Origin of the sequence: Bradyrhizobium sp. URHD0069 (genome assembly GCF_000701345.1) — a bacterium.
GTDB lineage: Bacteria > Pseudomonadota > Alphaproteobacteria > Rhizobiales > Xanthobacteraceae > Bradyrhizobium.
The window spans coordinates 1-25,370 of the sequence record NZ_JNIJ01000034.1; the positions used below are offsets into that span (position 1 = coordinate 1).

Genomic DNA, 25,370 nt, shown 5'->3' on the forward strand with positions numbered 1-25,370 from the left:
CGCGACCCGTCTTCGCCAAGAGGCTTCGCCGGGCTGTGCACCTCCGGCGAAACTTTAATGAAAACGGAAGCAACATCGTTCGTCTGCGCGCCGCAAATCGCTCACGAGGTTCAACTCGCCCTGCGATTGCCGATGCGTGCCCGACGCTGCCGCGTCCACCGCATCCCACCCCGCGTCCGTGACGATCGCGATACGCCCCTCTCATGGGGTGAGACGGCGAGGCTTATAAATTTGATTTGGGTCAAACGGGAAGCGGAATATTTTTGCGAACAGGACTAGACAGCCAACTTGCTGATTTGCCCGTCGGGCAAATCAGCCGACCTGCGTGCCGGAGCTCAGAGGGCGGTGACTGAAGGCTCACTATGGCGGTGCTCACCGAAGCCAACACAGTGATCATGCAGCTTAAGCGGTGCAATATCGGCGTTGATTGCCCAGACCTCTCACGAGCACGGCTGCATTAATGAGGAAATCGTATTTTTCTTGTTGACGTTGGTCGGTTGTAGATGGTGCCGCCGAACAAAATTTCGATTATCGCAAGCGTCATTACGATGGCGATGATCACCATCACTACGCTGCGCGGCGTGACCATCGGCTCGAATTCAATGATGGAAGGCGGCACGGCTTGAACCATATCGACCGAGCGCGCAACAATGGGGAGTTGTAGTGGCTCGATATCTATCCAGCGATCGATCCATGGTGTTTGTACAGGTTCTTCATCGAGCGACATCTCCGACATCGCTGTCTGCCACTTGGGCTGATCGATGGGTTGCCGAACTTTATGGATCTGATCCGCTTCCTGAACTTTAGGGATCTGGATCTTTTTCTGAACTTTATAGATCCGATGACGTCGGCGTGTCGGTGTCGCGTCCCAGCAACGATTATTGCCGTGCCAATAGATGTGTACCGAACCGAAATGCTGACGCGCTTCGGTCTTGGTCATGCAGGACTTCGAAGCTTCTGATGGTGTGCTCACCACCAAGATCACAGCAATCATCGCGACGCGCATGCGGTCGCTCCGCCTTACATCACTACAGACGTTGCTCCGGCCTAAAAATCGCAAGACCGACGAGCTTAAGTCTAGAAACGTCGGATTGCAAATTATCCAAGATTCTTAAAGGACAATATGTATGTCCTATTAGCTTGTTTGCAGTCACCGCCCCAGCGAATGCTCTGGCTTTCTCTTTCGCATCTCACGCCAACAGTGCGATCTCTTTCAAACGTGAATCTCTATGCCTTACAACGGAAAGGATGGTCTGATTGGTTCGGCGTTCGAGGTGGCAAAAAACGCAAGGCAAAGTCGAGAGCCCATCGGCGAACGAATTCCGCGGCTTGTTCAGAGAAACGGCTTGGTTAGAGAAATCGTGCTCGAAGGCTCCCGCCCAGGTTCCTGAGCTCGCGAACTGGGCGGCTACTTTAGGAACCGGGCCCGACGCACGACGTTGTCCGGACGATACACGTCGGGCCCAGCCAAACCGCCGGGGGTTGAGATACCTTTGGGATGGCCGAATCAAAACATAAGCCAACATCGTGGCAAAAAATCCGAGGGCCAAAAAATCCGAGGGCTCTGCCGCAACGCCGTTCTCGACCCCAATAACCGCTCAAAGCTCCGGCTCCGGGTCACCCATGCCAACTGTGAAAGCCCTTGCGTCCAGGATCCTCGGCGAGTTCGAGCAAGCCCAGGCTGAGCTGGTCGGCAAGGCCGTGATCCTCACCGACGGAAAGGCCGGTACGGTGGAGAACGTTTGGCTTGACGAAATGCACGGGTTGCGAATCTCTATCAGGGGCCACGATGGGAAGTGGCCTGTCTCCACCATCAAGTTCGCGCAGCGGGCTGAAATCGGTTAGGCTGGGACGGGTACGACCGAGACGATCCACCGAGACGATCCAGTGGGTCGGAAGCCGTCGTCGATTGAGCATCACCGCTCCCGCTCCTCCTCATCGGGATGCACCCAGACGTAGCGCAGCGTTTGTCACCGTCCGGCGACGACCGGCGCGATGCGCCATGCCATCTGGGAAGATCGACGGCAAGCAATCCCCAGCTGCAGCGTGAAAGAACCGGTGCTAGCGCACGGGCATCGGCGGCCGCGGCACCGATGACGACTCTGGTTCGGCCTGCGGCTGATCCGCGGCTTGCGGCTGTGGTTCAACTTGCCGCGGCACGGAAGGCGAAGCGGCTTGCGTGGGCGGATATGGCGGCATCGGCCTGCGCGCCGGCGCGGCGGCCGATCGCGGCGGAGGCGCTGCTGTCCTGGGCCGCAGGTTCTGCTCGGAAGCCTTGTTCTGCTCGGAAACCTTGGCAACGTCGCGGGACATTTGTTCCTGGCTGGCCTTGAGCTGCTCGATGCTGGCCTTGAGCTGCTCGATCTGTTGCCCCACCGTTGCGAGATCGCGCGCCATCGATTGGAGCAACTGCGCCGATTCCGGAGATGGGGCGACGGCGGTCGCTACGACGCCTTCCGGTACCGTCTGAGCCAGAGGTGCCGGTTGCGGAGGTGCTGCCTTTGCCGCGGTCGCCTGAACGGCAGGTGGGGTCGCTCGCTCGGCCAGCCCCGGGTTTTCCAGCGGCCGCGATGAAGTCTGTACGAGCTGCGGCGCCCACTTCGCAATAATCGCTTTGGCCGCCTCCCCGTGGGACTGCCAAGCGATGGCAGCCACACCGATGCACGCTGCCAACAGCAAGGCCGTGAAGGCGCGTAATGCCCGCCTGCCAATCGACCGCCGGTGGCCGGGGACCTGGACATTGTTGACGGCAGGGCGAAACGTCGTAACGACCGGTGGAACCGGTGGGCCAGCGGAGAAGCCGGATCCTGTATGGGTCTGCGGATCCGAAAGATGGCGCGCGGCATCGCGCAACACATTGGTAAGCTCATCCCCGGGCGCGGCCACAACGGCATCGGACGCGACCTCAAGGACATCGTGCGGATCATCGGTTTGTTTCGGCTTCAGCGTGGAATGCATTGGCGCTCCATACTCGGTCCAATGTCACCGGCAAAAGAAAGCCGGCGGATTTACGCTAGGTCGACGACGACCTGCCCCACCCTTCATTCCGGTTTGACCAAAGCATGGCGATACGATGGAGAGTATAGGGCCGTGAGCGTCGCGATCGTGGGTGTTCTAGCTTCTCCGGGGAGAGCGTCTGCTTAGGATGCCGGCGTGAGTGGCATTCCTCCGGCGCCTGCGAATGCGCGGGGACTCAACAACTCGGTCAACGATCCGAGCGGCACCGGGAATGCGGCCAGAGTGCCTGCGATACCGCCGCCGGCAATAACTCCCCTTACACCACCCACTCTAGCCCCTCCTGCTGCTTACCGAACGGTTCCGGTGCAAAGGGCGGTAAAGATAAGACGAACGCGAGTTGCGACATCCGGATCTCATCGCCCGGCGACCGGAGCTGCCGTCAGGGAGCAAGACAAGCGGCTCGACCGCAAGAATATAAGCATCTGCAGGGGATGCTGAACTATACGGACCTCATCCTGAGGAGCTTGCGAAGCAAGCGTCTCGAAGGATGGATGCAACGCAGGGACTCGCGGCCATCCTTCGAGACGCGCGCAAGAGCGCTCCTCCAGCGATAACGGCGAAGCCGTTACGCCGGGATGAGGTCGGAGACGCGCGCAAGGACGCGCTCCTCCAGCGATAACGGCGAGGCCGTTACGCAGGGGATGAGGTCGGAGATATATTTACAAGCTCTTCGCGGGCTCGGATCAATCGCTGACGCCTCGGAATACCGGATCGCCGGTCGGAGCGTGTGAAGGATACTGACCTCATCCTGAGGAGCTTGCGAAGCAAGCGTCTCGAAGGATGGACGCAACGCAGGGACTCGCGGCCATCCTTCGAGACGCGCGCAAGGGCGCGCTCCTCCGGCGATAACGGCGAGGCCGTTACGCAGGGGATGAGGTCGGAGATATACTCACAAGCTCCTTCGCGGGCTCGGATCAATCGCTGACGCCTCGGAATACCGGATCGCCGGTCGGAGCGTGTGAAGGATACTGACCTCATCCTGAGGAGCTTGCGGAGCAAGCGTCTCGAAGGATGGACGCAACGCAGGGACTCGCGGCCATCCTTCGAGACGCGCGCAAGGGCGCGCTCCTCAGGATAAGGTCGGAGACGGCGCAAGGCGCCGCGCAATGTCGTAGGTTTTCACCCCAGCGGCTTCAGGCCGGCCTCGATTTGCGCGCGGCGCGGCTCCAGAAACGGCGGCAGCGCCAGTTTTTCGCCGAGCGCCTCCATCGGCTCGTCGGTGGCGAAGCCGGGCCCGTCGGTGGCGATCTCGAACAGGATGCCGTTCGGCTCGCGGAAATAAAGGCTTCGAAAATAGAACCGGTCGATCTCGCCGCTGTTGCGCACGCCTGACGCGTTCAGCCGCTGCGTCCAGCCATGATATTGCGCTTCGTCCGGGGTGCGAAACGCGACGTGATGCACCCCGCCGGCGCCCTGCCGCGCCATCGGCAAATCCTTCTGCTCGATCACGTGCAGCTCCGCAGCCGGACCGCCCTCGCCCATCGCGAACACGTGAATCCGGGCTGCTGCGTCCGGAGCGGCATAGTCGCGCTCCCTGCGCATATTCATAACGCCGGTCAGAACCTGCTCGGTAAGTGCAAGATCCTGCACGTTGAGCACGATCGGACCGAGACCGCGAATTTGGTGCTCCGCCGGCACCGGGCTGCGCTCCCACGGTGAGGCTGAACCCATTCCGCCATCGTCGACCAGCACCAGCCGCTGGCCTTCGCTATCTTCAAACGGCAGCGTCAACCGGCCGTCGACTTCGGTGACGTCGCCGGTGTGGCCGCCCGCCTTCTTCAGGCGATCCCGCCAATAGCCCAGGCTTTTCTCGCCGGCGACTCGCAAGCCGGTGCGCGAAATGCTGTTGCTGCCGCGCCGCTCCGGCGCTGCCGGAAAGTCGAAGAACGTGAGATCGCTGCCGGGATTGGCCTTTCCGTCGGCGTAGAACAGATGATAGGCGCTGACGTCGTCCTGATTGACGGTTTTCTTGACCAGCCGCATGCCGAGCACGCCGGTATAAAACGCCAGATTCTCCCGCGGTTTCGCCGAAATGGCCGTCAGATGGTGGATTCCGGTCAACTGCATCACGTCATCCTCACGCGTCGTTGCGCCACGTTGAAAACCGGTGTGGCCGGTTTCGGGCGCCGTCGCAGATGATGTAGGATATGCTTCGAGGACTCGCCAGCCACGCACACACGCGCGCTTGCCAAGGGGACAATACCATGACCGGGCACCTGATAGTCACCGACGAAGACGCGACGCGGGTGATCACGCTGCGGCGGCCCGAAAAGAAGAACGCGATCACCCAGGAAATGTATCGCGCGATGAGCGATGCGATCAACACGGCGCAGAACGATCCGGCGATCCGCTGCCTCATCATCACCGGCGGCTCGGGCGTATTCACCGCCGGCAACGATCTCGAGGACTTCCTGAAGGACGGCACCTCCAACACCGACACCCTGCGCGCCTCCAACGCCACGAAGTTTCTTTATTCGCTCGCACACAACGTCAAGCCGATCATCGCCGCGGTCGACGGCGTCGCGATCGGTATCGGCACCACCATGCTGTTCCATTGCGACTACGTTCTCGCCAGCACGGCGGCGACATTCTCGACGCCCTTCATTCATCTCGGTCTGGTTCCGGAAGGCGCCTCCAGCCTGCTGATGCCGCGCACCATGGGACATCAGCGCGCATTCGCCACGTTGGTGATGGGACGCACCGTTACCGCCGAAGACGCACGCGTCGCGGGCTTCGTCAACGTGGTGGTAGCGCCCGGTCACACCGAAGCCGAGGCGCGCAAGGTGGCGCGCGAGATCTGCGCGTTGCCGGCGGAAGCGGTCGCGATCTCCCGCAAGCTTCTGAAACTGCCGCCTGAAGATCTCACCCGCAGGATCGATCAGGAGGGCCATCTGTTCGGCGAACGCATGCGCTCGAAAGAGGCCGTGGCCGCGTTCAAGGCGTTCTTTTCGCGCAAGAAGGCGTGAAGCCAAGCTCCGTGAAATCCAAGCTTTGTGAAATCCAAGCTTTGTGAAATCCAAACTTTGTGAAATCATTGTGCTGCCGCGCCATCGCAAAATCATGAGACATTCGCTTTCGCCGATCCTCGCAGCCGTGATGCTGGTGATGGCGCTCGACCCCGCCTCGCGCGCCATAGCTCAAGCCGCGTCGGTCGATGTGAAGATCCTGGCGATCAACGACTTTCATGGTTACCTTCGGCCGCCGCCGGCCGGAATCACGATCGCCGATCCCGACGACAAGGCCAAGAAGATCATCGTGCCGGCCGGCGGCGCCGAGCACATGGCGACGCTGGTCAAGCAACTCCGCGAGCGAAACAAGAACACGATCTTCGTCGCCGCCGGAGACCTGATCGGCGCCAGCCCGTTTCTGTCGGCGATGTTTCACGATGAGCCGACGATCGAATCCTTATCCATGATGGGGCTTGAGGTGGCTTCGGTCGGCAATCACGAATTCGACGAGGGCAAGGACGAACTGCTGCGGATGCAGCATGGTGGCTGTCATCCCGTCGACAATTGCCAGGGGCCGCATCCGTTCCTTGGCGCGAAGTTTCGCTATCTCGCGGCCAGCACGATCGAAAAGAGCACCGGCAAGACGCTATTTCCGCCCTACGAGATCAAGCAGTTCGACGGCATTCCCGTTGCTTTCATCGGCCTGACGTTGAAAGGCACGCCTGGTCTCGTCTCACCGGTCGGCGTTTCCACGTTGGAATTCCGTGACGAGACCGACACCGTAAACGCGCTGGTGCCGGAGCTGAAGGCGCGCGGCGTCGAGGCCATCGTCGTGCTGATCCATGAAGGCGGTTTTCCGACCGGCGATTATAATGAATGCCCCGGGATATCCGGGCCCATCGTCGACATCGTCAAGAAGTTCGACCGGGCGGTCGACCTGGTGATCAGCGGCCACACCCATCAAGCCTATGTCTGCGAGATCGACGGACGGCTGGTCACCAGCGGCGACAAATACGGCACCCTCGTCACCGCGATCGACCTCAAGCTCGATCCTGCGACGCGCGATATCATCAGCGCCAAGGCTGACAACATCATCGTCCGCACCGCCGCCTATGCCAGGGATCCGGAGCAGACCGCGTTGCTGGAGTCCTACGACAAATTTGCCGCGCCGATCGCCAACCGCCGCGCGGGCTCGATCACCGAAACGCTGTCGCGGATGCCCAACAGCGCCGGCGAGAGCGCGCTCGGCGATATCGTCGCCGACGCCCAGCTGGCCGCGACCCGCGCCGATGCCAACGGCGGAGCCGTGATCGCGTTCACCAATCCGGGCGGCGTCCGCGCCGACATTCCGAGGAATGAAGATGGGGCGGTGACCTACGCCGAAATATTCGCGAGCCAGCCGTTCCGGAATCAACTGGTCACGCTGACGCTGACGGGAGTCCAGATCAAGAACATGCTCGAGCAGCAATGGCTCGATCCGAAGCGGCCGCGGATCCTTCAGGTCTCGAACGGTTTCAGCTACGCGTGGGATGGCGCCAAGCCGTACGGCGATCGCGTCATGGCGGATCGCGTGTCGCTGAACGGCCGGCGCATCGATCCCGCGATGAGCTATCGCGTGACGGTGAACAACTTTCTCTCGGCCGGAGGCGACGGCTTCACCGTCTTGAAGGAAGGGACTAACCAGCAATTCGGCATCTACGACGTCGAGGCCTTGTACGCCTACTTCCAGGCCAACAGCCCGATCGCGCCGACGCCAGCCGACCGCATTACGCGAATGAACTGAATTGCAAACCATATCGGCGGGTTCGGCTCTTTCGGAGCAGCCGGCGACCGCCTAGATTAGCCCCCTCTCGCAAAGCGCGTTGACGCGCCAGGGTATTGCATGACGACGCTTCTTCTTACTCACCGCTCATGTCTCGACCATGCCACGCCTCCCGGACACCCGGAACGCGCCGACCGGCTGCGTGCGATCGGCGAGGTGCTGGCGGAAGAGCGTTTCGGCAAACTGGTACGCGGCGAGGCGCCGGAAGGCAGTCTGGATTCGGTCACGCTCTGTCATAACGAGCATTATATCGGAGAACTCCGGCATATCGCACCGTCGAGCGGGCTGATCTATATCGACGGCGACACCTCGATGTCTCCCGGCACCTGGGAGGCGGTGATGCGCGGCGTCGGCGGTGCGGTCGCCGCCACCGACGCTGTGATGTCGGGCGTTCATAAAAATGCGTTCGTCGCGATCCGGCCTCCCGGCCATCACGCCGAAATCAGCAAGCCGATGGGCTTTTGCTTTTTCGACAACGCCGCCATTGCCGCGCGTCACGCCCAGCGCACATACGGCATCGGCCGCGCCGCCCTGGTCGATTTCGATGTCCATCACGGCAATGGCACCCAGGATATCTTCTGGGCCGATCCGACGGTAATGTACTGCTCGACCCACCAGATGCCGCTGTTTCCCGGCACCGGCGCCAGCGGCGAGCGCGGCGAGCACGACACCATCGTCAACGCGCCGCTGGCCGCGGAAGACGGCAGCGCCAAATTCCGCGCCGCGTTCGAAAACCTGATCCTGCCGCAGTTGCAGAAATTTTCCCCCGAGCTGATCATCATCTCGGCCGGGTTCGACGCGCATTATCGAGATCCGCTGGCGTCGCTCAATCTCAGGGCGGACGACTTCGGCTGGGTCACGCGCAAACTGATGGATATCGCCGACTCAAGCGCCGGCGGCCGAATCGTTTCGGTGCTCGAAGGCGGCTATGATTTGCAAGGGTTGAAAGAATCGGTCGCGGCGCACGTCACCGCATTGATGGACGGGTGAATTCCCGCCACAATACGCCCGCAAAAATTAGTTTGAATCTGCGCCGGTGAAAGGGCGCATCCGGGAAAGCAGTATGACCGAGAACACCCAAGTGGACGTCAAGAAGCTGAGCTTCGAGCGCGCGATCGAGGAGCTTGAATCGATTGTAAAACGGCTCGAGGAAGGCAAGGTGCCGCTGGAGGAATCCGTCGCCATCTACGAGCGCGGCGAGGCCTTGAAACGGCGATGCGAGGAATTGCTTCGGCAGGCGGAGGCGCGGGTCGACAAGATCACCACCGACGCCAACGGCCAGCCGACCGGCACCGAGCCGCTCGACGTTCAGTGAGATCGGGCCATCCGGCATGCGGGTACACGTCGCTCCCGGGCAACAGTTGAGAATATTAAGTCAAACCGACACCAAACCACCCCGACGAGGGCGGAAATAGCTCTTGGCGCGTTACACGGCCTGATATAGTCCCGGCGTGAGCCTGGGGATCAGCCGTTAGTGCGCGTTCAGCACCGCCATATCATCTATGTGCAGGGATACGATCCGCGCGGCCTCGCGCAATACTATCGCATGTTCCGAACCGAACTGCGGAAGTTTGGTCGGCTCTATCACCTCAGCGCCAGCATCAGCCGGCCGCAAGTAGCGCCCGACGGCGAGACCGCGTCCTGGACCATCGAGACCAAGGCAGGCGACTGGCAGACCCGCACCAGTTACGATTTTCTGCGCTGGGAAGACCTAATCCAGCGCGATCTTGCCGCGCCAATCTGGGCGACGGTGTTCCACGCCATGTGGATCTATTGGCGGCTGGTCTTCAGCGGCACGATTGCGCGATTCTGGAAGGCGCATTGGCGGTTCGCGACCTTCATTACCTACCCGCATCTCGTGCTGCTGGTCGAAGCCCTGTGCGTTGCGGGCCTTGCCTTCGCCTTCGAGAAAGGCCTCGATGCCCTTGGCATTCCTGACCCGTTCAGTATCGCCGCGGCGGCCGCCCTGTTCATCGCCGTACTCGGTACCGTTCTGAAATACACGGAAAACCAGACATATTTGCTCTATCTGCTGTCGGACACAATCTGGACCTGGGAATTCTCTCACCGCCAGCGGCCGGAGTGGGACGAGCGCATCGACCGTTTTGCGCAATACCTCGCCAAGGTCGCCCGCTCCAGCGACGCCGAGGAAATTGTCGTCGTCGGTCACAGTTCGGGATCGTTTTTGGGGGCCGAGATCCTGGCGCGCGCGCTCAAGCTCGATCCGGCGCTCGGGCGGCACGGCCCGCGCATTGTCCTGCTCACGATCGGCGGCAATTTCCCGATCGTCGGATTTCATGCGGCCTCGCAGGATTTCCGCGATCACCTTCGCCTGCTGGCGATCGAACCTTCGATCGACTGGATCGACTGTCAATCGCGCAAGGACGTGATGAATTTCTACCCGTTCGATCCGATCACAGGCCAGGGCATCGACGCCGGAAGCTCCCGACGCAACCCTACGATTGTGCCGGTCCGGTTCCGCGAGATCATCAAGGCCGAACACTACAACCTGTTCCGCTGGAAGTTCTTTCGGGTGCATTTCCAGTTCGTGATGGCCAATGAGCGGCCGCATGCCTACGATTTCTTTATGATCGTCTGCGGGCCAATTCCATTGAGCGAACGCATGGCTCGCCCCGAGGCGGCGCTGGCGATCGCGACCGGCGACGCCGCCGCCCGCGAATGGGCCTGGAAAAGCCTGGAAATGGCGGTCGCCAAGCGAATGGACGCCGCCGATTTAGTGGAGATGGAACGTTCGGCACGCTGCCGGGGTTAGCCAAGTTGCGCCGCGGCAGGGCCCTGCGGGTTGGCTTTGACCGCGGCTTTAGTGTAAAGCTACAGGGCTATGGACTGTTCAAAGCGGCCTACCGCCGGTCCTCGCGGCAGTAAGCGCTTCAAATCGCTGACAAAATGATTAATGAGGGCGAAGCCGCCGAAAGTGATGTACGTCACATTGAACGAACCCGGAGCGCATCTAAGCTTTCGAACCAGGCTTCGGCCTGCTCAGGTGGCATCCGGCGTCTTTTTGTTGCGCCGATAGGGTGCAACCCAACTCACGTCGGGCGACTTGTCCCGACATGCAAAATTGGAATATCGCCGTGACCGTATTCAGTAAAACGCCGCTTCTCGACACGATCCACACCCCGGACGATCTGCGCCGGCTCAAGGTGGAACAGATCCGGCAAGTCGCCGATGAGCTGCGCCAGGAAACCATCGACGCCGTCTCGGTTACCGGCGGGCATTTCGGCGCCGGGCTTGGAGTCGTCGAATTGACGACGGCTTTGCACTACGTGTTCGACACCCCGCGCGATCGCCTGATCTGGGACGTCGGCCACCAGGCCTATCCGCACAAAATCCTGACCGGCCGCCGCGATCGCATTCGCACGCTGCGCACCGGTGGCGGGCTGTCCGGTTTCACCAAGCGAACCGAAAGCGACTACGATCCGTTCGGCGCCGCCCACTCCTCGACCTCGATCTCGGCGGCGCTGGGCATGGCGGTGGCGCGCGACCTCTCCGGCGGCAAGAATAATGTCATCGCCGTGATCGGCGACGGCGCGATGTCCGCCGGCATGGCCTACGAGGCCATGAACAATGCCGGCGCGATGAATTCCCGGCTGATCGTCATTCTCAACGACAACGACATGTCGATTGCGCCGCCGGTCGGCGCGATGTCCGCCTATCTGTCGCGGCTCTATTCAGGCAAGACCTATCGTTCGCTGCGCGAGGCGGCCAAGCAAATTAACAAGCATCTGCCAAAAGTGCTGGCCGACCGCGCCAATCGCGCCGAAGAATATTCCCGCGGCTTCATGGTCGGCGGCGGCACCCTGTTCGAGGAACTCGGCTTCTACTACGTCGGCCCGATCGACGGCCATAACCTCGACCATCTGCTGCCCGTGCTCAAGAACGTCCGCGACATGGAAACCGGCCCGATTCTGGTTCACGTCGTGACGCAGAAGGGCAAGGGCTACGGCCCGGCGGAAGCCTCCGCCGACAAGTATCACGCCGTGGTCAAATTCGACGTCGCGACCGGCGCGCAGGCCAAGGCCAAGCCGAACGCTCCCGCCTATCAGAACGTGTTCGGCCAGAGCCTCGTCAAGGAAGCCGAGAAGGACGACAAGATCGTTGGTATTACCGCGGCGATGCCGTCGGGCACCGGGATCGATATTTTCGCCAAGTCCTTCCCGGAGCGTACTTTCGATGTCGGCATCGCCGAGCAGCATGCGGTGACGTTCGCCGCCGGTCTGGCGACGGAGGGCTACAAGCCGTTCTGCGCGATCTATTCGACCTTCCTGCAGCGCGGCTATGACCAGGTCGTACACGACGTGGCGATCCAGAGCCTGCCGGTACGCTTCGCCATCGATCGCGCCGGCCTCGTCGGCGCCGATGGTGCGACCCATGCCGGATCGTTCGACAACGCCTATCTCGGCTGCCTGCCCAATTTCGTCATCATGGCGGCTTCCGATGAGGCCGAGATGGTTCACATGGTCGCGACCCAGGTCGCGATCAACGATCGCCCGAGCGCGCTGCGCTATCCGCGCGGCGAAGGCCGCGGCGTCGAGATGCCCGAAGTCGGTATTCCGCTCGAGATCGGAAAAGGCCGCGTCGTTCGACAGGGCACCAAGATCGCGCTGCTGTCGTTCGGCACCCGTCTTGCCGAATGCGAGAAGGCTGCCGACGAGCTGGCGGCCCACGGCCTATCCACCACCATCGCCGACGCGCGCTTCATGAAGCCCCTCGACGTCGACATGATCCTGAAACTCGCGCGCGAGCATGAAATCCTGCTGACCATCGAGGAAGGCGCGATCGGCGGCTTCGGCTCCCATGTCATGCAGATGCTGGCGGACCACGGCATGCTCGACGGCGACCTGCGGATGCGGTCGATGGTCATGCCCGACGCGTTCCTGGATCACGATTCGCCGAACGCGATGTACGCCCGCGCCGGCCTCGACGCCAAAGGCATCGTAGCCAAGGTGTTCGAGACGCTCGGCAAGGATTTCAAGGCCGAGACGGTGAAGCTCGCCTGACGCATCCGAGCCGGCTGCTGCCGACTTCGACAATGATAGTGCCGAACTCGGGTAAACCGAGTTCGGTTCGCGCATCCACGATGTGCAATTTGCACATCGGGAATGACAGGAATTTGTCTAGCCGGCCCCGACGTTTTTCTGCCCGATGCCCTTGATATCGGACGACCCAAGGTCGAGTTGTGTAAGCGTCACGGGCGGATCGGCCTGTATCCGCTGGACAATGCGATCGACCCCGCAGCCAACGACGCCTCGCTGACGATACTTCGCGGCAATGAAAACATGATAATCGAGGCCGAGACTTGCGAGCGCATGGCAGCCGAGCGACTGGCGTCTACGCACATGCCTGCATCGAGTTGAACTTGACCAAGGGCGATCGAACCTCACCCCGCAAGCGCGCGGACCTGTTGCTGGTCGAGCGCGGCCTGTTCGAGAGCCGGGCGCGGGCCCAGGCCGCGATCGAAGCCGGCCTCGTTATGGCCGATAACAAGCCGGTGCTGAAGCCATCCGAGAGCATTGCCGCCGACGCCGTGCTGCAGGCGCAGCCCGCGCATCCCTTTGTCTCACGCGGCGGCGTTAAACTGGCGGGCGCGCTCGAGCAATATCCGATCGAAATCGAGGGTCATGTCTGCCTCGACGTCGGCGCATCGACCGGCGGCTTCACCGAGGTCTTGCTCGCCAACGGCGCCAGCCTGGTGTTCGCCATCGATGTCGGGCGCGAGCAACTGCATCCGTCGCTGCGCGGCCATCCCAAGGTCGTTTCGATGGAAGAAACCGATATCCGCGATTTTGAGGGCAAGCGCCTGCCGGCGCGTCCGGATGTCGTCGTCATCGACGTCAGTTTCATTTCCCTGAAAGCGGTGCTGCCGGTTGCGCTGTCGCTGGCGGCGGCGCCGATGCATCTGCTGGCGCTGATCAAGCCGCAATTCGAGGCGCCGCGTAAGCATTCCAAGCGCGGCATCATCCGCAATGCGATGGTGCATCAGGAAATCTGCGACGATATCGCGGCGTTCGCGGCTTCGCTCGGATGCACCGGCATCCAGGTGTTTCCGTCCTCGATCAAAGGCGGCGACGGCAACATCGAATTCTTCATCGGCGCGCGCCGTGGTTGAACGTCTGGTCATCGATCACGTCGGTCATCGCGGCGACGGTGTCGCCTTGGTCGACGGACAGACCGTGTATGTGCCGTACACGCTTGGCGGCGAGACCGTCGAGGCTGCGCCTGTGGCTGGCCATCCCGACCGCCGGCGCCTGCTCGGGGTCGAGCATGCAAGCCCGGAGCGGATCACGCCATTTTGCCCGCATTTCGGAGTCTGCGGCGGCTGCGCGATTCAGCATTGGGAGGCCGAGCGCTACCGCGCATGGAAACGCGATCTCGTGATCGAGACGCTGGCGCAGGCGAAGATCGATTGTGAAGTGGCTCCCCTGGTCGATGCCCATGGCCTCGGTCGGCGGCGGATCACCCTCCACGCCCGGATGGGCACGCATGACGTGCTCAAGGTGGGCTACGCCGAGGCAAATTCGCACGACATCATTCCGGTCGATCGCTGTCCAATTCTCGATCCTGCATTAAACGGTGCGCTGGAAGCCGCGTGGGCCATCGCCGAGCCGCTGATATCGATCGGAAAGCCGCTCGACATCCAGATTACCGCTGCGGATAACGGCCTCGATGTCGACGTGCGCGGCTCGGGGCCGCTGCCGGCGAAGCTGATCGCAACCCTGTCGCGCGTTGCGGAGCGACACCGCCTGGCGCGGCTGACACGCCACGGCGAGCTGGTGCTGATGCGGGCGCCGCCGACAATCACCATCGGCAATGCGCAGGTACCCCTGCCGGCGGGCTCGTTCCTGCAGGCCACGACCGCCGGCGAGCAAGCGCTGGCGGAGCTCGTGGCCGGACATTGCAAGCGCGCCAAGCACATCGCCGACCTGTTTTGCGGGGTCGGACCGTTCGCGTTGCGGCTCGCGGCAAAATCGCGAATTGCAGCATTCGACAGCGACCCGGGCGCGATCACCGCGCTGCAGAAAGCGGCGACCTCGACCCCTGGACTGAAGCCGCTCAAGGCCGAGGCACGCGATCTGTTCCGGCGTCCGCTGATGCCGCAGGAGTTGCGCGACTACGATACGGTCGTCTTCGATCCGCCCCGGCAGGGCGCGCAGGCGCAAGTGCTTCAGCTCGCGGCGAGCAAAGTTCCGGTGGTGGTTGCGGTATCATGCAACGTCGCAACGTTTGCGCGCGATGCGCGGATTCTGATCGATGGCGGCTACAGGCCAGAAAGCGTAACGCCGGTCGACCAATTCCGCCACACCCCGCATGTGGAACTGGTCGCACGATTTGTGCTGAAACGTTGAACCTGTTTTGCGGGCCGATGACCTACGCATGGGAAGCGGTCACAGGGCCGGTCGATCGCGTTTTGGTTCCAGTGATCGCCGATCCAGCATTCCACGGCATGCCGACGGATTGAGCAACACAGACGGCCGAATGCCGCGTGAGATCCGGGCAAGTCACGCCGTTGAAGACAGTTGACTTCACAGGAGATCATTATGGACGTCAATCCTGACAAGCTAAATGCATTCGTCGGAAAGATGCTGGGCGACGTCGGTGCGGCGATGAACGCTTCGCTGATGCTGATCGGCGACAAGCTCGGCCTCTACAAGACGCTTGCGGCCAAGGGACCCCTCACCTCGGCGGAACTTGCCCAAGCGACGAACACCAGCGAACGCTATGTCCGCGAATGGCTCGCCGCCCAGGCCGCATCCGGCTATGTCGATTACGACACGGCGTCCGGCGAATTCTCGATGACGCCGGAGCAGGATATGGTTCTCGGCAACGAGGACAGCCCAGTGTTCATGGGTGCGGTCGGCAGTCTAATTTCAGCGACGTTCCTCGACGAATCCAAGATTTCCGACGCGTTCAAGACCGGCAAGGGCGTCGGGTGGAATCAGCGTAGCGAATGCCTGTTCTGCGGTACGGCGCGTTTCTTCCGCACAGGCTACAAGCACCATCTGGTGCAGGAATGGCTGCCCGCGCTGGATGGCGTCGTCGAGAAGCTCAAGCGCGGCGCAGCGGTTGCCGACGTCGGCTGCGGACACGGAATTTCCACGCGGCTGATGGCGGAGGCGTTTCCGAATTCACGATTTTTCGGATTCGACTATCATCCGGGTTCGATCGAGGCCGCGCGCCAGGCAGCAAAGGATGCCGGGCTTGGCGAACGCGTGCGTTTCGACGTTCACTCTGCCAAGACGTTTCCAGCCGCGGGCTATGATCTCGTCTGTTTCTTCGACTGCCTGCACGACATGGGCGATCCGGTCGGCGCAATGAAACACGTGCGGGAGACCATGTCGGACGATGGCACCTGCATGCTGGTTGAGCCGTTTGCCAACGACCGACTTGAGGACAATCTCAATCCAGTCGGACGCATCTTTTACGCCGCGTCGACGGTGGTCTGCACGCCCGCCTCGCTCGATCAGGAGGTCGGCTTGGCGCTCGGCGCGCAGGCCGGTGAAGCGCGCCTTCGCGAAGTCGCTCGGCAAGGCGGGCTGACCCGATTCCGCCGCGCCACCGAAACGCCTTTCAACTTGATTCTGGAAGCGCGGGCGTAATCGAAAACCTGCGTTGGGGTTGACGTCGGGGTTTACGTCGGGGTTTACGTCGTCCTGGCGCTCCCCGGCCCCGTAAAGAACGGCCTCGTGGTCGAGACGGCGCGCAAGGGCTTTTCTCGCCACGAAGCTGCCTAACCTCTCACCGCCCCCAGCGATCTTGCCAGATTTTTTCGCCGATCATGCAATTCACCCGCGGCTCCTTCTCGGCCACCGGGACGATCGGGCGCTCGGGCGTCCGGCCGGCGACTTCGAGCAGCAGTTTAGTCCGGATCGCCTCCTTGAATTTGTCGCGATCCTTGATCGTCACCACAAACGAGCCGGGGCCTCCGATCACGCAGTCCTCGTAGTAAAAATCCAGATTGTCGATGTCCATGGTCGAATAGGACGGCTCCTTCACCATGATGGGCAGGCCGTTGATGACGATGCCCTTCTCCAGCGCCGCGTCGCGCGCGCCGGTGACCGGCGCGCCGTTATTGTTGGGGCCGTCCCCGGAAATATCGATGACGCGCCTCAAACCGCGATAGGGATTCTCCTCGAACAAAGGCATCGCGAAATGGATCGCACCTGAGATCGAGGTGCGCGACGCCCGGCGGATCGGCGTTTTCATGATTTCATTGGCGACGGCATCCGCCGTTTCCGGGCCATCGATCAACCGCCAGGGAATGATGATCTTCTGGTCGCTGGATGCCGCCCATTCGAAATAGGTCACGGCAATCTTGCCGTTAGGGCCGGTTTTTAGCGCCTGCAGAAATTCCTTGGAAACGATGGCCTGGGCGTAGCCCTCTCGCTGGATCGCAAGTTCGTCAATGTCCATCGAATAGGAGACATCGACGGCGAGAACCAGTTCGACATCGACAGGCGACCCCGCGTCCTTGTCGGCAAAGTGATGGCCTGCTTGATTGCTTGGGTTCGGCGCGGCGATACCCGCTACGTCACCTCCGGCCATCGCCCCCGCGACAAGCACCGCCCCGATCGAGACATACCAGCGCATAGCGGCCCTCCCGTCGTCTGACGCGATGGTGACACGCAAATCGGACTTCGAAAAGCGGGAACATCGATTGTCGCTACACATTCAAGTCAGTCAAACCGCTGCCTTAATTGCGACGGGACTCCATTTACCACCGACGCGAGGAAGCGGATTCGGGCGATATCATCGCCTGCCGCCCACCGTGCTGCCGCACCAGTGACCCGGATTGAACGAATCCAGCGGTGAGGCGACAGATGTAGCGCGCGAAAAAGTGCGCGGATCGGCACAGATATGGTTACACCCCCTGCGATTCCCGCAAACGATGGTCGGCCGCCACGGACGCGCGCGACCGTTTGGTGGGCCGTTTTGTTGGCGGTGATCGGCGCTGTCGTTGTGCTATTTCTGTCGCCGCTGTGGCCAGAGGTGAGTGAGCCCGCCGCTGCGACATCGAGTGAACCGCTAACAGCGGCCTCGGCCGGCGAAACCTGCCTCCGCCTTTCCGATCATGCATCGGAGTATCTCGGCGACGAGGCAATTCGGCGCCGCACCGAACTACGGATCTCGAGTTGCAATATGGCGTTCGCAGCTCAACCGGAGAATCCCCGCTTCAAGGTAGCCGTGGCGCGGGCCATGCCGCACGCCCAAAGAGCGGAGTCGCTTGCGCTCCTGCGCGAGGTGGCGGCGCAAAACGACGCCGAGGCCTATTACGAGATCTATGAATCCCATAAATCATGGGATCGCGGCGATCTCGACAAGGCGCCGCTGGTGCCGCGCGCCGAGGCCGATCACGCGCTGCGCAAAGCCGCCGAGCTCGGGCATCCCTATTCCACGCAGATGCTCGCCGTATTGCTTGACCGCGGCGGCACCGTAAAGCGCGACGCGGCCGCCGCGCGATATTGGGCGGAGCGCGCGCTTGCCAATCCCGCGAAAGACGAGAGCCGCGGAAATCTCCTGGTGCTGCTCGGGCGCTTGCTGGCGAAATCCGACAATCCGGACGAAGCAGCCCGTGGCGTTGACCTGCTCGAGACACTGAGCAAGGCGGGGCAGTCTGGCGCCAAGACGCATTTGGCGCTCGCAATCCGCAAGGACGATCCCATGCGCGCGCGGTCATTGCTGGAAGAATCCCGGCGTCCCGATCCCGGCGGCGCGATCCCGCCTTTGGCGGAAATGCTGATCGCCGGCGAAGGCGGCCCGGCGGACCCGAAGCGCGCGTTGTCCCTGCTGCAAGCCCCCTCAGACACCGTAAAGGTCAAGGGTGTACTCGGGCAGCTCTATCTCGAAGGCAAACTGGTGCCCCGCGACGTCCAGGAGGCGGTGCGGCTGGTCGATCTCGCCGGCCAGTGGGATCTCGACGCGCGCCTGCAGGTGTTGCAGTTGCTCGCGGCCAATCCCGACGTGCGGGTCAAATATCCGAGGAACTTACTTTACGGCGCCGTCGAGGCCGCGGAACTCGACGAGCCCGGCGCGATAACGGCCCTGATTGCCCTGAAACTGTCACCGAATGCCCAGTTCCAGGACAAGCCAGGAGCCTGTAAACTCATCGAGACGGCCGTCAACCGTGGCGATCAGAGCATGAAGCCGCGTCTGGCGGAGTGCCGCGCCAACTGACCAAAGCGTGCGCCGCCGTGAGGAGGTGCTGCCGGAATGATCGATGCCGTCACCAAGCCGAAAACCAAGGTCAAGACCAAGACCAAACGGCCGCGCCTGCACAAGGTCATCCTCGTCAACGACGATTACACGCCCCGTGAATTTGTCGTCACAGTCCTGAAGGCGGAATTCCGCATGACCGAAGATCAGGCCCACAAGGTCATGATCACGGCGCATCGGCGCGGCGTATGCGTGGTCGCCGTCTTCACCAAGGACGTTGCCGAGACCAAGGCAACGCGCGCCACCGACGCCGGCCGCGCCAAGGGCTACCCGCTGCTGTTCACCACCGAGCCGGAGGAATAGAGCGTTTTCAAACGAAGTGGAGACCGGTTCACATCAAGAAAACGCGTCAATCAAGAATCGAGAGCCAAGTTTCGATTCTATCAAAACGGAAAAGGCTCCAACAGGCGATGACCGGCTGTTCCCGAGTTCAAGCCGCAGGGGTCTCATCTACCAAGCCATAGACGCGCTGGGCATTTGAAAAGCCAGCGATCGGAAACTCGCCCAAATCAGCCCAGCTGCCTGCGCAAATTCCAGCGAACCCGGCAGACGCGACAATCGTTCGATTGAGGCGGCCGGCGATTTTCTCCAGCCGCGCGGCGAGGTTGACGGCCGGACCGATGCAGGTGAAGTCGAGCCGGTTGCCGCCGCCGATATTGCCGTACAGGATTTTTCCGACATGCAGCGCGACCCCGAAGCGGAAGCGCTCGACGGCATCGCCGATCGGGTACTGCATCGCCTCGACGCTGGCGCGGGATTCGCGCGCGGCTTCCAGCACTTGGCCGCAGACCTGCTGGACGTCGCCGACATATTCATCGATCGGAAACACCGCGAGCAGCCCGTCGCCCATGAACTTCAGCACTTCCCCTCCGTGCGTCCGGATCGCGGCCACCTGGCAGTCGAAATAGCCGTTGAGGATATCGACCACGGTCTCGGCCGGCAGCCGGTCCGACAACGCGGTAAAACCGCGTAAGTCCGACAGCCAGATCGCGGCATCCATCGTATCGGTGTGGCCGCGCCGTATCTGCCCGCCGAGAATCCGCTCGCCGGCGCGGTTGCCGACATAGGTGTCGAGCAGGATCGAGGCGGTGCGGCGCAGGCTGATGATCTCGATGACCCGCGCCAGTGGCGTCACTATCGCTCGCAGTGCGGCCAACTCGTCATCGCTGAAGCCGTCCGGCCGTTTCGTGGTGAAGCTCGATGCGTGGATCGAGCCGTCGAGGAACAGAAGCGGCAGCGCGATATAGTCGGTGACGCCTTCGGCGCGCATGTCGTCGAGAAAAGGAAAGCGGTCGCTTGCCGGATCGTCGAGGCGGCATCTGACCTCCCGCCCCTCGTGAAATACGATCGCCAGCGGGCTGCTTTTGAATTCCGGCGAATTCCGAATATCAAAATCCACAGTGCCGACGGTGACTTCGGCTCCCGGCCGCCAAATGAAATTGCGGCCGAAAATATCGGGATGCAGAGTCCGGACGAAGACACCGACGCGCCACAGCGGCAAGCCTGCCTGCACCACGCGCTCGCAAGTGTCCGCCATCATTCTGGATGGGCTGGGCGCGGACCTGGCGCCATCGATCAGCCAGTCGGCGATTTTCTGCAGGTCGGATGTATTCATCACGGTCGCATTTGCCGCGCAAGTTCGCGGCCCGTCAATGAGATAACTTACCGATATGGCTAACCGCCGACCTGCCCGCGATGCCGCAGAAAATGATCGGCGAGCACGCAGGCCATCATGGCTTCGCTCACCGGCACCGCGCGGATGCCGACGCAGGGGTCGTGGCGGCCCTTAGTCATGATATCGGTGTCGGCGCCGCTGCGATCCACAGTGCGGCGCGGCGACAGGATCGAGGAGGTCGGCTTCACCGCGAAGCGCGCCACCACCGGCTGCCCGGTGGAGATGCCGCCCAGAATGCCGCCGGCATGATTTGACAGGAAGCTGACGCCCTGATTGCCCATCCGCATTTCGTCGGCGTTTTCCTCGCCGGATAATTCGGCAGCGCCAAAGCCGGCGCCGATCTCGACGCCTTTCACCGCGTTGATGCTCATCAGCGCCGCGGCCAAGTCGGCATCGAGCTTGGCGTAGATCGGCGCGCCCAGTCCCGCCGGCACGCCTCCCGCGACGACCTCAATCACCGCGCCGATCGACGATCCCTTCTTTCTGATATCGTCGAGGTAGCCCTCGAAGAACGCAGCCTTGTCCTTGTCCGGGCAGAAAAACGGATTGCGCGCGATCTCGTCCCAGTCCCATTTTTCGCGATCGATCTTGTGCGGACCCATCTGCACCAGGGCACCGCGCACGGTCATCTCGGGAACGATCTTGCGGGCGATGGCGCCGGCCGCGACCCGCGTCGCGGTCTCGCGAGCGGAGGAGCGGCCGCCGCCGCGATAATCGCGCAGGCCGTATTTGGCCTCATAGGTGAAATCGGCATGGCCCGGACGAAACTTGTCCTTGATGTCGGAATAGTCCTTCGAGCGCTGATCGGTGTTCTCGATCAACAGCGCGATCGGCGTGCCGGTCGTCACCTGCACGCCGGTCTCCGGATGCGCCATCACGCCGGAGAGAATCTTTACCGCATCTAGCTCCTGGCGCTGGGTGGTGAAGCGCGACTGTCCGGGACGGCGGCGATCGAGATCGCGCTGGATGTCTTCGTTGGCCAGCGGCAGCAACGGCGGGCAGCCATCGACCACGCAGCCGATCGCGATCCCATGGCTCTCGCCGAAGGTCGTGACCCGGAACATGTGGCCGAAGGTGTTGAAGGACATTTTTGACAATCCGCAGGGCGGTTGAAAGTCAACAGCGCCTTGTCGTAACGCGGGGGACTTGGCCGGTCAAACCTCTCGTTCGTCATGGCCGGGACAAGCCCGGCCATGACGGTGGGGAGATCTCGCTACCGGCGCGGAATACTGGATGCCCGACGGAGCCTGTCATCGAGCGGCCCATCGGCCGACCGGTTGGCGGGCATGATGGTCGCGATTGTGCCCTTAACTATATTTCGTCAATCCAGCCTCGTTGAACACGTAGACCACGCCCTGCCCGATCGGCGTCTCGGCGGCCTCAAGCGGCATCGCGATGCCAAGGGCGACCATCAGCGCCCGCATGGTGCCGCCATGGGCGACAGTGACGGTGTCGACGGGAAGGGAATCGAACCACTCGCGCATGCGCAGCGTGACGCTCGCATAGCTCTCGCCCGATGGCGCCGCGACGCCCCATTTGTCCTCGTGGCGGGCTGCGAACGTGACCGCGTCGTGCAACTCCATCTCGGGCAGCGTCAAACCTTCCCACTGGCCATAGCCGATCTCGCGCAGCCGATCGTCAACGGCGTAATCGTCGGGCGGCAATTGCAGCGTGCCGCGCACAAGCTCCATCGTCAGCCGCGCGCGGCCAAGCGGACTGGCCACGAATGCCAGGGACGATGCCTCACTCCCATCGCGCGCCAACAAATCGGCGAGAATACCGCCGGCCGCAACAGCCTGGGTGCGTCCGAGGTCGTTTAGTGGAATATCCTGCGAGCCCTGGAAGCGTCCCGCGGCATTCCATGCTGTTTCGCCATGGCGAATGTAGTAGATCGTCGGCACGGGCATCGTACGCTTGGCTATTCCTTGCTCAGCGACATGTCCGGCGCCTCCGGACGCTTCATGCCGACGACATGATAGCCGGAATCGACGTGATGCACTTCGCCGGTGACGCCGCGCGACAGGTCCGAAAGCAGATACAGCGCGCTGTCGCCGACCTCCTCGATGGTGACGTTACGACGCATCGGCGCGTTGATTTCGTTCCACTTCAGGAGATAGCGGGAGTCGGCGATGCCGGCAAACGCCAGCGTCTTGATCGGTCCCGCCGAAATCGCGTTGACGCGGATGTTCTTCTCGCCAAGATCGGCCGCGAGATAGCGCACGCTGGCCTCCAGCGCCGCTTTCGCAACCCCCATCACGTTGTAATGCGGCATCCATTTCTCCGCGCCGTAGTAGGTCAGCGTCAGGATCGAGCCGCCATCGGTCAAAAGCTTTTCGGCGCGCTGCGCGATCGCGGTCAGCGAGTAGCAGCTGATCAGCATGGTCTTTGAAAAATTATCCGCCGACGTTTCGAGATAGCGGCCGTCGAGCTGGTCCTTGTCGGAGAACGCGATCGCGTGCACCACGAAGTCGATCTTGCCCCATTTCTCTTTCAGCACCTCGAACGCCGCATCGATGGTTGCGGGTTCGGTGACGTCGCAGTGGCCGAGCAGGACGCCATTGAGTTCCTTGGCCAGCGGCTCGACGCGCTTCTTCAGCGCATCGCCCTGCCAGGTGAGCGCGATCTCCGCGCCTGCCGCGTGGCAGGCCTTGGCGATGCCCCAGGCGATCGAGCGGTTATTGGCGACGCCGAGGATCACCCCGCGCTTGCCCTGCATCAGACCTGAAATGTGCGGCATCCAAGTTTCCAATCGACCTTGATCAGGTCTGGAGGTACACCAGCCCCACCGGCCGGTACAGCCCAAATCCGCCTCGGATTGGGCTGTTCGGCGCGCAGCCGGAATAGCCGCGATATTTCGGTGTTCTATTGGTTGAGGCGTTGGCGATATTCGACGCCCACGGACGTGTCCGAGATCGGGCGTTAATGAACGCGTTTCGCCAGAGTGTCGAAGCCATGATTCCGGCCCTGCGGCGGTACGCGCGTGCATTGGCGCGCGATGCCGATGTCGCCGACGATCTGGTGCAGGATACGCTGGTGCGGGCGCTGCGTTCGGAACGGCTGTTCCTCGGCGGCGACGTCAGGAACTGGCTCTATGCCATCCTGACCAACCTCAACAAGAACCGGAGGCGATCGCTGGCGCGGCGGCCGCAGTTCATGCCGCTGCTCGACAACAATCCCGACGCCAGCGGCACCGAAGCGGAAGGCCGCGACATCGCCCGCGCGCTGGCGACCTTGGTGGAGGAGCAGCGTTCGGTGCTGCTTTTGGTGATGCTGGAAGGGTTGAGCTATCGCGAGGTCTCCGACATTCAGGGGGTGCCGATCGGCACCGTGATGTCACGGCTCGCCCGTGCCCGCGCCCATGTGAAAGCCGTGCTTGAGGGCGAACGCCCGGCGCTGCGGCGGGTGAAATGATGGCAACTATTAACCACGCAGGCGTAACGAACGATGTGATGAACGGGTTTGAATTGCGATGTTTTCGCATTTTTCCCCGCGTTGGGAAGACCGCTGACAGCCGACAAGCAATTTTCGATTAAGATCAGACAGAGACAACGACGATGACCGATCCAAAAATTCCTGTCACCGAGGACGAGCTGCACGCCTATGTCGACAACGAACTGCCGGCGGAGCGTCGCGGCGATGTCGAAGCATGGCTCGCAGCCCACCCTGACGACGCCGAGCGGGTGCGATCATGGAGCGCGATGGCGGAGGGGCTGCGTGCGCGGTATGACGCGGTCGCCGACGAGCCGGTGCCGAAGCGGCTTGAGATCGAGCGGCTGGTGCGGCAACCGCGCCAATGGATCTACGGCGCGATCGCAGCAGCGCTGGTGGCGTTCATCGCCGGCGGCGGCGTCGGCTGGCTGGCGCGTGGCGCGGCCGCTTCGCCATCGGCGTTGCAGAATTTCACGCGGGATGCGCTGGATGCGCACCGGCTCTATGTGGTCGAGGTCCGCCATCCCGTCGAGGTGCCCGGAAGCGAGCGCGCTCATCTCCAGCAATGGCTGACCAAGCGCTGCGGCTGGGACGTTCGTGCCCCGGAGCTGGACGCGACCGGGTTGAAGCTCGTCGGAGGACGGCTGCTGCCCGGCCCTACCGGACCTGCATCGTTTCTGATGTATGAGAGCGCGTCGGGTGAACGCTTTACGGTCTACGCCGCGCGAGCGGCAGCGGAGACCACGCAGATGCGGTACGCCAACCAGGATAACAACGGCGCGCTTTTTTGGTCCGACCGCGGTGTCGGATACGTGGTCAGCGGCAGCAGCGACCGCGAGCGCCTGACGCAGGTCGCCCGTCTGGTTTACGACCAGACCGAAAAGAGCGGCGGCTAAGCGCTGCTCACGAGGTGCAGGCGGGTCATAGCGGAGCGCAATCCGGGTCAGTCTCCGCGCCTGCGGTGTCGCCCGGGACGAAATCGCGCCGATAGTGGGCCAGCTTGGCAGCCTATCCCGGATTCGCTTCGCTCCATCCGGATACGGGCCAAAAACACTACCAAAGATAGCGGCTAGACTGGGTCATCATTTCTGTCCCAATTCCGACATCGAAAATCTGGAATCAAGACATCGGCGGGTCTCAAAATCGCACCGCATGTCACGCGAAATGTGACGCGCTCGATCCGCCGATCGACGCAACCGGCCTCGATCGGGGTTTTTGTACCGCGCTGGTCCCCCGGTCGAGGCCG

Annotated in this window: 22 protein-coding genes and 1 pseudogene; 15 read left to right on the forward strand and 8 right to left on the reverse strand. The window is 62.3% G+C overall.

All coding sequences use genetic code 11. The features are described from left to right. Positions 1-457: 457 nt before the first annotated feature. A complete protein-coding gene (locus N554_RS0120485) occupies positions 458-1,006 on the reverse strand; it encodes a hypothetical protein (RefSeq protein ID WP_156042015.1) in 549 nt (182 codons plus the stop codon). Positions 1,007-1,623: 617 nt separating this feature from the next. On the opposite strand from N554_RS0120485, the gene N554_RS0120495 reads away from it, so the two are divergent. Then, the gene (locus N554_RS0120495) at positions 1,624-1,845 is read left to right on the forward strand and encodes a PRC-barrel domain-containing protein (RefSeq protein WP_029585183.1); all 222 of its coding nucleotides are present in this window, start codon (positions 1,624-1,626) and stop codon (positions 1,843-1,845) included. A 216-nt stretch (positions 1,846-2,061) separates the two neighbouring features. Here the strand turns inward: N554_RS0120495 and N554_RS37440 are convergent, their stop codons facing one another. Beyond that, a complete protein-coding gene (locus N554_RS37440) occupies positions 2,062-2,958 on the reverse strand; it encodes a hypothetical protein (RefSeq protein WP_051677604.1) in 897 nt (298 codons plus the stop codon). Between the two features lie 1,179 nt (positions 2,959-4,137). Then, entirely contained in the window at positions 4,138-5,085 is a 948-nt protein-coding gene (locus tag N554_RS0120505) for a ring-cleaving dioxygenase (protein WP_029585185.1), read from the reverse strand. 137 nt (positions 5,086-5,222) lie between these two features. On the opposite strand from N554_RS0120505, the gene N554_RS0120510 reads away from it, so the two are divergent. The 10 genes and pseudogenes from N554_RS0120510 to N554_RS0120560 all read left to right on the forward strand — a co-directional run bounded on the left by N554_RS0120510 (position 5,223) and on the right by N554_RS0120560 (position 16,406). Continuing rightward, entirely contained in the window at positions 5,223-5,984 is a 762-nt protein-coding gene (locus tag N554_RS0120510; protein ID WP_029585186.1) for a crotonase/enoyl-CoA hydratase family protein, read from the forward strand. A 94-nt stretch (positions 5,985-6,078) separates the two neighbouring features. Continuing rightward, a complete protein-coding gene (locus N554_RS0120515; RefSeq protein ID WP_029585187.1) occupies positions 6,079-7,749 on the forward strand; it encodes a bifunctional metallophosphatase/5'-nucleotidase in 1,671 nt (556 codons plus the stop codon). Positions 7,750-7,848: 99 nt separating this feature from the next. Further along, positions 7,849-8,778 (forward strand): histone deacetylase family protein, encoded by a 930-nt coding sequence (locus tag N554_RS0120520; protein WP_029585188.1) that lies wholly within the window; start codon positions 7,849-7,851, stop codon positions 8,776-8,778. Positions 8,779-8,851: 73 nt separating this feature from the next. After that, entirely contained in the window at positions 8,852-9,103 is a 252-nt protein-coding gene (locus N554_RS0120525; protein WP_029585189.1) for an exodeoxyribonuclease VII small subunit, read from the forward strand. A gap of 159 nt (positions 9,104-9,262) precedes the next feature. Further along, entirely contained in the window at positions 9,263-10,561 is a 1,299-nt protein-coding gene (locus tag N554_RS0120530) for a lipase family protein (RefSeq protein WP_029585190.1), read from the forward strand. A gap of 301 nt (positions 10,562-10,862) precedes the next feature. Next, a complete protein-coding gene (gene dxs, locus N554_RS0120535) occupies positions 10,863-12,809 on the forward strand; it encodes a 1-deoxy-D-xylulose-5-phosphate synthase (protein ID WP_036053774.1) in 1,947 nt (648 codons plus the stop codon). Between the two features lie 102 nt (positions 12,810-12,911). After that, positions 12,912-13,106 (forward strand): annotated as a pseudogene (locus tag N554_RS0120540) (nucleoside 2-deoxyribosyltransferase); the annotation flags it as partial. A gap of 62 nt (positions 13,107-13,168) precedes the next feature. Beyond that, positions 13,169-13,918, forward strand: coding sequence for a TlyA family RNA methyltransferase (locus N554_RS0120545; protein ID WP_029585193.1), 750 nt, complete (start codon positions 13,169-13,171; stop codon positions 13,916-13,918). Then, complete coding sequence (locus N554_RS0120550) at positions 13,911-15,155, forward strand: class I SAM-dependent RNA methyltransferase (protein ID WP_029585194.1); 1,245 nt, start codon at positions 13,911-13,913, stop codon at positions 15,153-15,155. Before N554_RS0120545 ends, N554_RS0120550 begins: the two co-directional genes overlap by 8 nt. Positions 15,156-15,347: 192 nt before the next feature. Continuing rightward, complete coding sequence (locus N554_RS0120560; protein WP_036053776.1) at positions 15,348-16,406, forward strand: class I SAM-dependent methyltransferase; 1,059 nt, start codon at positions 15,348-15,350, stop codon at positions 16,404-16,406. A gap of 139 nt (positions 16,407-16,545) precedes the next feature. On the opposite strand, the gene N554_RS0120565 is transcribed toward N554_RS0120560, so the two are convergent. Next, positions 16,546-17,397, reverse strand: coding sequence for a DUF1194 domain-containing protein (locus N554_RS0120565; RefSeq protein ID WP_029585196.1), 852 nt, complete (start codon positions 17,395-17,397; stop codon positions 16,546-16,548). A 549-nt stretch (positions 17,398-17,946) separates the two neighbouring features. Here N554_RS0120565 and N554_RS0120570 point away from each other — a divergent pair. Both N554_RS0120570 and clpS read left to right on the forward strand, forming a co-directional pair. Continuing rightward, entirely contained in the window at positions 17,947-18,981 is a 1,035-nt protein-coding gene (locus tag N554_RS0120570; protein ID WP_197033652.1) for an SEL1-like repeat protein, read from the forward strand. Between the two features lie 36 nt (positions 18,982-19,017). Continuing rightward, a complete protein-coding gene (gene clpS / locus N554_RS0120575; RefSeq protein WP_029585198.1) occupies positions 19,018-19,323 on the forward strand; it encodes an ATP-dependent Clp protease adapter ClpS in 306 nt (101 codons plus the stop codon). A gap of 127 nt (positions 19,324-19,450) precedes the next feature. Here clpS and N554_RS0120580 read toward each other — a convergent pair whose 3' ends face one another. From N554_RS0120580 to fabI, 4 genes are all read right to left on the reverse strand, one after another. Next, the gene (locus tag N554_RS0120580) at positions 19,451-20,635 is read right to left on the reverse strand and encodes an adenylate/guanylate cyclase domain-containing protein (protein ID WP_029585199.1); all 1,185 of its coding nucleotides are present in this window, start codon (positions 20,633-20,635) and stop codon (positions 19,451-19,453) included. 59 nt (positions 20,636-20,694) lie between these two features. After that, positions 20,695-21,783 carry a chorismate synthase gene (gene aroC, locus N554_RS0120585; RefSeq protein ID WP_029585200.1) on the reverse strand — a complete coding sequence of 363 codons (1,089 nt, stop codon included), beginning with the start codon at positions 21,781-21,783 and terminating at the stop codon, positions 20,695-20,697. A 219-nt stretch (positions 21,784-22,002) separates the two neighbouring features. After that, positions 22,003-22,602 carry a histidine phosphatase family protein gene (locus N554_RS0120590; RefSeq protein ID WP_029585201.1) on the reverse strand — a complete coding sequence of 200 codons (600 nt, stop codon included), beginning with the start codon at positions 22,600-22,602 and terminating at the stop codon, positions 22,003-22,005. An 11-nt stretch (positions 22,603-22,613) separates the two neighbouring features. Then, complete coding sequence (gene fabI / locus N554_RS0120595) at positions 22,614-23,432, reverse strand: enoyl-ACP reductase FabI (protein WP_029585202.1); 819 nt, start codon at positions 23,430-23,432, stop codon at positions 22,614-22,616. Positions 23,433-23,617: 185 nt separating this feature from the next. Between fabI and N554_RS0120600 the strand changes: the two genes are divergently transcribed. Both N554_RS0120600 and N554_RS0120605 read left to right on the forward strand, forming a co-directional pair. After that, complete coding sequence (locus N554_RS0120600) at positions 23,618-24,106, forward strand: RNA polymerase sigma factor (protein WP_029585203.1); 489 nt, start codon at positions 23,618-23,620, stop codon at positions 24,104-24,106. Between the two features lie 143 nt (positions 24,107-24,249). Then, on the forward strand, positions 24,250-25,020 hold the full coding sequence (locus N554_RS0120605; RefSeq protein ID WP_029585204.1) for an anti-sigma factor family protein: 771 nt from the start codon (positions 24,250-24,252) through the stop codon (positions 25,018-25,020). Positions 25,021-25,370 lie beyond the last annotated feature (350 nt).